The sequence below is a fragment of the Fervidobacterium sp. genome, from assembly GCA_026419195.1.
In the GTDB taxonomy this organism is placed as follows: domain Bacteria; phylum Thermotogota; class Thermotogae; order Thermotogales; family Fervidobacteriaceae; genus Fervidobacterium.
On sequence record JANZZV010000013.1, the window covers coordinates 47304 to 54017 of the forward strand.

A 6714-nucleotide genomic window follows, 5' to 3' on the forward strand; every position below is an offset into this window, starting at 1 on the left:
TAATTCCTCCTCTTTTGATTGATACACATCATCTATGAAAATACCACTAAAATACCACTCAATCGGAAATCCACTAATCTCTCAATAAAAATTGAGACGCAACCATCTGAAAAACGCATAATAAATTCTAGATACATAAATAACCAGCTAAAATATTCAAATGTGCATTAACTACTGACAGCTGTTTTGTGTTCATTTACCGTAATTAGCATTCTTAAACAATGGTGATGCTCAACCATAATTCTGAATTAATATCTTAATTTTACCAATTGCTTCTTTTTGATTTTCTTAGCAAATTCAAAAGCAAAATACACATTTCATTTTAAAGATATTCCACATAAACTACCTGTGTACTCTCGACTTCCTCAAGTTCAACTGGTTTTTGGCAAATTATCTCAAGATAAGCATATTCTTCTGTGTAAGAAATATCAAGTATATTAACTCCCATATAGCTCAGCGATTGCATTTTTTTACCATACGAATGAAAATCTATCTTCAATTTTTGCTTGTATGCTCTCTTTTTCAGTTGTATACTTTTTGTTTCAACCGCTTTATCTATAGTCACTTGAACGGCTTTTGAATAAGCATCTATCAGTCCACGAACACCAAGCTTTACACCGCCGAAATACCTTGAGACAACGGCTGCAACGTTAAGCAAATTATTCTTGCGGAGTGTGTTAAGTATTGGCAATCCAGCTGTCCCAGGTGGTTCTTTTCCATCAGAATAATACTCAACAACGTTATCTGAGCTAATATTTAATATTCTATAAGCTGTACAATTGTGAGTTGCATCTTGGTATTTTTTAGATATCTTTGAGATGAATTCCCTTGCATCTGTTTCATTTTCAGCAAAAGAGATAGTTGCAATAAAAACAGATCTCTCTACATTTATCTTCTCTTCAATGATGCCTTTAATTGTTTTGAACATCTCCGTTGGCATTATTGAAATAATCCTCCTTAACTTTGGTGACAATTAACTAAACTTAAGGAGTTAAACAACTGGATAGAGCTTTTTCGATCTATTCCATTGTTCTTGAATATTATACCATTAATGTCCTTATAAAGTATGTCTTAAATTTTCGTACAAAATTAAAAAGTGCCCAACAGGGCACCTTTTCAGCTCACAGTTTTTTTAACCCATTCAGATATTTTATTTCACCAGTACTCTTCAATGGTATCGTTTTGTATGTCATATTGTGTTGTGCTATTATACGTCTTATTGTTCTCGTTTTTGATCTCATGACAATTGATTCTGTTATAGCTGTATTCTTGTAAAATTTTACTCCTTTAAGCATATCTCCGTCGGTTACGCCAGTTGCCGAAAAAATAACATTATCTGACTTTATCAAGTCATCTGTTTTATATACTTTCTCTAAGTTGTATCCTTGCTCTGTCAATTTAATCTTCTCAGTTTCGTCGAGTGGCCACAGTTTAACTTGAATTTCACCACCAAGCGATTTTAAAGCAGCAGCTGCCAACAAGGCTTCAGGAGAACCACCGATACCGATGTATATATCTACGTTGCTTTCTGGAAGGGCAGTCGCAATTGCGGCTGCTATGTCTCCATCACTTATCAGCTTGATTCTGGCGCCGACCTTTCTTATTTCATCAATTATTTCTCTATGTCTATCTCTGTTAAGTACAACACAGGTCAGTTCGGAAATTTCCATTCCAAGAATCGCTGCCGCTACTCGTAAGTTTTCCCTTATAGATGCATTTATATCTAATTTCCCTGCTAATTCAGGTCCTACTGCAAGCTTGTAAGAATAGTAAGTCGGCAGATACTCAATTGCACCTTTCTCAGTTGCTGCAATTACACTTATAGCGTTTGGAAGCCCATATGCTACAAGTCTTGTTCCATCTATAGGGTCAACAGCAATATCTAATTCTGGATCATCTTCTGCCCATCTTCCGACTTGTTCACCTATATAAAGCATGGGTGCTTTATCCTTCTCACCCTCGCCAAGCACCACGGTCCCTTTCATCTCGATATAATCAAGCATACCTCTCATTGCATCAGATGCTGCTTTATCAACAATCTCCTTATCACCCCTTCCGAGATACCTACTTGCCATCAGTGCAGCTGCTTCCGTAACTCTCACAAGCTCTAACGTAATCTCTTTTTCCATCGTGCCACCCCCTTCTCATGCTTTCACAATCATTTTACCACTTAGATAATTTTAATAGAATTGTTACAAATCATAGGATACTATTGCATGATTAAAGAAGAAAAAGTATAGTTGATAATGGAAAATTTTTGAAAAGAATTTACACGTTAAAACCTAAAATTTTCTATTCTTGCTCTCTTGAAGAGAATTAGTCAAGAAACATTTTCAGACTTACAAAACTAATGTTATAAAGATATTGAAATTGACCTGGTTTGGGGTTAGATAACCAAATTGTAGCTGCTAGCAAAGTATCAGCGGATAATAATTATGCTAATGTAAGGAGGTTTAGCAAAAAATAATACCTTTAGGTAAGCTCGTATTGGAGAGTTATGTCTCGGATACAAAATAAATTTCCAATACGCATAATTTCACTTATTATTTCGAAAATCGTTGATTATTTCTATGTTTAAATCAATAAGTGTTACTTGGTTCCGATAACTTGTCTTTGTAAAATAGTATCCATCAGAATTACGGGTTATCGGGATAGGAGCTGTAATGGCGCATTCTTGAAACGGTTCTGCAGGAATAACACAATAGAAAGGGAACATTTGACTTATCATCCAAGCCTTCTTCTTATCATCTGTTACGATAATCTTTACACCTTTTTTTTCAAATGCTCGAAGCCTTTTTAAATCAAAATCAGCTATATAGTCAACCAATTGTCCTTGACGCTGAATTTTATCATTTATTAACAAAATGTGCTTTTTTCTCGGATTTATGCCAGCATTTACCAAATCACGCTCGTTGATATTTTTCCCAACGATTACATCCGCTGACTTAAGTTCAAGGTTGAATTCTACCGCTAACCTTTTGATATCATTTCCATCAAAATGAACAACAGCCAAAGTAACGACTCTTTTGTATTCCCTATTCTTCAGTGCAAACTTCTTTATCAGGATTTTAAACAGATTAATAAGTTCACTGAATTTAGACATATTTATATTTTCTCACTTAGTCTTATTTTTTGACTGTGTATTCGGTTGCTCTACAACTACCAAAATCCTGCCAAGAGCGTATTTTCTCGCTGATAGCAAAAAGATTGGTTTTCTATCTACCTTATTTTGAAGAAGTCCATCAGACATTTCTGCTGCGTCCCAAACCCAAATATTACCGTATTCATCAATTGTCTCAAACACGGTAACATGGTCAAAAGTTCCATCTTCATTCATATCTAAAAAAATCAAGTCGCCTTTTTTCAAATCTTTCACGTCTTTGAGTGGTTTCGTATTGTATTTATAAAGATTATCAGCTGTAACATCTAAAACCAACGAACCTTTGTAGACGAATTTTTTAAAACCAAGTTTGTTGAGTATGTATACTACTAGTCCACTGCAATCAATACCAAATTCATTTGTTCCTCCCCAAACGTATGGTGTATTTTTTAAGCTTGTTAAGAATTGAAACATGCGTTCTATTTCAGAAGCTGTGAGCTCTCTTGTTGTAAACGAAAAAACACCAACAGACAACATTATACTGAGTATGATCAGTATTTTGATAAAAGATTTCATAAATCAAAACTCCTTTCTGATGAAATTGAAATCATCATATATTATACCAAAGATTCCTTACTTACTCCAGCTGAATTCTTAATACTTTTCTTTTTTTACTTACCTATGGTATAATCTTGGTAGTCTGATTCCAAATCATTAGCGCAATTTTTCAAAGGAGGTCAAGTAGATGGAGTGGGTGTATATAAAGGATTTAAAAAAGTTTATTGAAAAAGAAATAGAGTTAAGAGGTTGGGTAAGAAGGAAAAGATCGAGTGGTAAAATTGGATTTATAGAAATGAGAGACGGCACTGGATTTGTCCAAGTTGTAGTCGAAAAATCAACAGTTGGTGATGAGGACTTTGAAAAGGCTGACAAACTCAGATTAGAATCTTCCGTAATTATTCATGGAAAAGTCAGAAGTGATGAAAGGGCACCTGGGGGTGTCGAAGTACTCGCTACTAAAGTCATACCTGTTCAAACACCACAGGAAGATTTTCCTATTCAAAAGCCTGATCATAGCATAGAATACTTAATGGAAAACAGGCACCTTTGGTTAAGGGCGAAAAGACAATTTCATATACTGAAAATAAGAGATGCCGTCATAAAAGCCATAAGAAAATTCTATTGGGAGAGAGATTTTGTACAAGTAGATACGCCTATATTTACAGGTGCCATTGGTGAAACAGCAGGTAATTTATTTGAGGTTGACTATTTTGATTATGGAAAAGTTTATTTAACTCAAACTGGACAACTATACCTCGAGGCAGCTTGTATGGCACTTGGAAAAGTTTTTAATCTTGGACCAACATTCAGAGCTGAAAAATCAAAAACAAGGAGACATCTTATAGAATTTTGGATGAACGAAGCAGAAGTTGCCTATTATGAACACGAAGATAACGTGAAACTTCAGGAGGACTTAGTGTATTACATAGTGCAATACGTTTTAAACAACGCATACGAAGATCTCTTAGCTATTGGCAGAGATGTTTCGAAACTTGAAAAAGTACAAAAACCATTTCCGAGGATGACTTATACAGAAGCAATTAATTTCCTGCAAAAGCATGGCTTTGATATTAAATGGGGCGATGACTTTGGAGGGGATGAAGAAACAGCTCTTGCTAACCAATTCGATAGTCCACTTTTTGTGACACATTATCCAAGACAAGCAAAAGCATTTTACATGCAACCAGATCCGACAAATCCCGCTGTGGTATTATGTGACGATCTTCTTGCACCAGAAGGATACGGCGAAATAATTGGTGCTTCGCAACGTATACATGATTACGATTTATTGGTTGAACGTCTCAAAGAACATAACTTGCCAGTTGAAAAATATGACTGGTATCTCGATTTGAGAAAATTTGGAAGTGTTCCACACAGTGGCTTTGGCTTGGGAGTTGAAAGAACAATTGCCTGGATTGCTGGATTAGAGCACATAAGAGAAGCCATACCATTTGCAAGGACTCTTTATAGAGTTCATCCATAAACTGATTGATTTGGAGAGAGAATATGCTTTGGTATGTACTAATCGTATTTTTTGCTGGATTCTTTCTTGGAAAATTTGTGAAAACTCAATGGATTGGTAAGTACAAGCTTGTACTTGTGCTTACCTTTCTCTTACTATTTACACTTGGTTTAGAGATAGGATCTAACGAAGAACTCTTTAAGAAAATAGACGAAATTATATTGTATGGATTTTTAATTGCATCATTTGGAAGTCTTGGTAGCTTTGTCACAGGGTACCTTTTAGAAAGGCTTGCCCTAAGTAAAAAAAAGATGGAGGGCTAAAGACAAATGTCAGTGATATTGTTGCTTTCTTCAGTGATTTTAGGATTGATTTCTGGAAGAACATTAAAATTTCATTTACCTGACGGATCCGTATCTGTAGTTCTTTACTTGTTGGTATTTCTTGTAGGTCTTGATCTAAGCAAAGAAAAAATAGAAAAACGCTTTATAAAAGATATTTCACTCGTAATAATTTCAACTATCTCCGGTACTATATTTTTCGTACTTCTTTTATCTTTTTTCTTACCTTTAAAAAAACTAGAAGTATTAGCAGCTGCATCTGGCTTTGGATGGTACAGCCTTTCGTCAGTTATAATCTCTACTTCGTATAATGCCTATCTGGGAAGCATATCTTTCTTTTCGAACGTTATTAGAGAACTCATTGCAATAATAATTGCTCCATTTGGAATAAAAAAATCAAGATACGGTACAATATCTGTAGCGGGTGCGACTTCTATGGATACTCTTCTTGGATTAATAACAATCTACAGTGATAGGGAAACTGCACTTGTCTCTTTTGGGCATGGCTTCTTTATCTCAATAATGGTACCATTTTCGGTTAATTTCTTTCTCAGCTTTATAAAATAATGGTGTATAACCACTTATTTTATGAAATTGAACGCCTGAGGCGGAGGAGTCGAATACTTAATCGTAACACAAATAGGAACAAACACGTAACTGTAATAGACTTTACAGTTAACATATGTTATTGTAGAATTAGTTTCGCCGTGTGACAAAGAATCGAAAATAAACAAAAGTAGAGATATCAACGAAAAAGTGCTTGACAAAGAAAAGATAATATGATAAATTAATATACGCACTAATGTAGAGAATTTTAGGGGTGCTCAAAGTTTATAATGTATTTCGATAGTGTAGTAAAAAAGATAGTTGACAAAAATCGAAAGCCATGGTAAATTAAGAAACGCTGCGAGGAGAAGGGAGCCTGGTCATTGAAATAAGAATAGCAGCCACCGATGAAAAGACAGGGTTAAACCTTCAGAGATTAGCTTGGAGGGTTTGATCCTGGCTCAGGGTGAACGCTGGCGGCGTGCCTAACACATGCAAGTCGAGCGGTGCAACTGGAAGCTTTTGCGGAAGGTTGCACAGCGGCGGACGGGTGCGTAACACGTAGGAACGTGCCCCTTGGAGGCGGATAGCCGTGGGAAACTGCGGGTAAACCGCCATAGACTCGGGAGAGTAAAGGTCGAAAGACGCCAAGGGAGCGGCCTGCGACCCATCAGGTAGTTGGTGAGGTAAAGGCTCACCAAGCC

At 35.9% G+C, this 6714-nt stretch carries 7 protein-coding genes and 1 rRNA gene; 4 read left to right on the forward strand and 4 right to left on the reverse strand.

Features of this window, described 5'->3' with window-relative positions; translation table 11 throughout:
• Positions 1-322: 322 nt before the first annotated feature.
• The 4 genes from N2Z58_08995 to N2Z58_09010 all read right to left on the reverse strand — a co-directional run bounded on the left by N2Z58_08995 (position 323) and on the right by N2Z58_09010 (position 3676).
• Complete coding sequence (locus tag N2Z58_08995) at positions 323-940, reverse strand: YigZ family protein (protein ID MCX7654793.1); 618 nt, start codon at positions 938-940, stop codon at positions 323-325.
• Between the two features lie 181 nt (positions 941-1121).
• Positions 1122-2129, reverse strand: coding sequence for a class II fructose-bisphosphatase (gene glpX / locus N2Z58_09000; GenBank protein MCX7654794.1), 1008 nt, complete (start codon positions 2127-2129; stop codon positions 1122-1124).
• 407 nt (positions 2130-2536) lie between these two features.
• The gene (locus N2Z58_09005; GenBank protein MCX7654795.1) at positions 2537-3103 is read right to left on the reverse strand and encodes a hypothetical protein; all 567 of its coding nucleotides are present in this window, start codon (positions 3101-3103) and stop codon (positions 2537-2539) included.
• Positions 3104-3115: 12 nt separating this feature from the next.
• Positions 3116-3676, reverse strand: coding sequence for an NlpC/P60 family protein (locus N2Z58_09010; protein ID MCX7654796.1), 561 nt, complete (start codon positions 3674-3676; stop codon positions 3116-3118).
• Positions 3677-3845: 169 nt separating this feature from the next.
• Between N2Z58_09010 and asnS the strand changes: the two genes are divergently transcribed.
• The 4 genes from asnS to N2Z58_09030 all read left to right on the forward strand — a co-directional run.
• Positions 3846-5144, forward strand: coding sequence for an asparagine--tRNA ligase (gene asnS / locus N2Z58_09015; GenBank protein ID MCX7654797.1), 1299 nt, complete (start codon positions 3846-3848; stop codon positions 5142-5144).
• 23 nt (positions 5145-5167) lie between these two features.
• Positions 5168-5446 carry a LysO family transporter gene (locus N2Z58_09020; protein ID MCX7654798.1) on the forward strand — a complete coding sequence of 93 codons (279 nt, stop codon included), beginning with the start codon at positions 5168-5170 and terminating at the stop codon, positions 5444-5446.
• Positions 5447-5452: 6 nt separating this feature from the next.
• On the forward strand, positions 5453-6031 hold the full coding sequence (locus tag N2Z58_09025) for a lysine exporter LysO family protein (GenBank protein MCX7654799.1): 579 nt from the start codon (positions 5453-5455) through the stop codon (positions 6029-6031).
• 417 nt (positions 6032-6448) lie between these two features.
• Positions 6449-6714, forward strand: a 16S ribosomal RNA gene (locus N2Z58_09030); the annotation flags it as partial.